This is a genomic window from Candidatus Deferrimicrobiaceae bacterium (genome assembly GCA_035256765.1).
In the GTDB taxonomy this organism is placed as follows: domain Bacteria; phylum Desulfobacterota; class Deferrimicrobia; order Deferrimicrobiales; family Deferrimicrobiaceae; genus CSP1-8.
This window is the reverse complement of record DATEXR010000143.1, coordinates 1-1,064: the sequence shown is the minus strand read 5'-3', so window position 1 is coordinate 1,064 and position 1,064 is coordinate 1. Positions and strand designations below refer to the sequence as shown.

At 59.3% G+C, this 1,064-nt stretch carries 1 protein-coding gene; it reads left to right on the top strand.

Annotated elements, in window-relative coordinates:
* Positions 1–189: 189 nt before the first annotated feature.
* Positions 190–1,064: MBL fold metallo-hydrolase (locus VJ307_05005; GenBank protein ID HJX73497.1), on the top strand; the 875-nt coding region annotated here is incomplete at its 3' end.

The following is a 1,064-nucleotide window of genomic DNA, read 5'->3' as shown; positions in this document are numbered from 1 at the left end:
GCGAAAATGAAGCTCGAATACAAGGTGGGCTATATCGAATGAGGCCCGGGGAAATCCCGGCGGCGGGCTTCACCCGATCGCCGGGATTTTTCCTCCCCCTCCTCATCCCCCTCTCCTGGTCGGGCCGTCCGGGGGAGGGGGTCACTTATGCGGGGGGGTGTATCGGCACCGATCATGGAAAGGGGCCGGATGGATATGACAGAGAACGGGAAAACCTCGCACGAGTGGGAGACGAAGCATCCCGGTTGGCTGCCTCTGTCGGGTCTTCTTGACGGGGCGGATCCGTTTTTCGAAAACGTTCTCTTCCTGCCCGGATACGAATTTTCCTCGAACGTTTACGTCGTGGAGGGAACGTATCTCTCGATCGTGGATCCCGGAAACGATTACACGTCTTTTATCGATCTCTTCCGGCGAGGGTACAAGCCGGCGGACGTTAAAAAAGTGGTCGTTACCCACGGCCACCGCGACCACGCGATGGGAGTGTTCGATCTCCTGAGATCGTATCCGACCATCCTGGAAAACGGTGGTTTCGAGCTCATCCTCCACGAAGCGAGCCCCCGCGAGCTCAAAGACATGGTCAGGAAATCCGGCTGCCGCGTCACGGAGGTCCGGGGCGGAGAAACCCTGGAGATCAGCGGTCTTGACTGGGAAGTGATCCACACGCCGGGGCATACCATCGACGGGATCTGCCTCTATCATCCCCCGAGCAAAACCGTCTTTTCCGGGGATACGGTGTTGCCCCACGCCATGTCCGAGCCGGATGAACATGCCGGAGGAAGGCTGGACCACTACCTGTTCGGAGTAAGGACGCTGCTCGGAAAGGAGATCGAGCACGTTCTTCCAGGACATGGGCTGCCCGTCCTCTCGTCGGGCAGGAAGGTCATCGAGGAGACGTACGAAGGCCTGATGATGAAAGTCATCGGCGTTGAAGCGAAGACGAAAACCCCGTGGATCGACGGAGCGACGGCGCTTGCCCAAAGGGGGTGCCTGGAAGAGGCCGCCTATTGCTGCGACAGGGAGCTCTTCCTCGATCCGCAGAACCGAAGGGCACATCAATTGAAGGC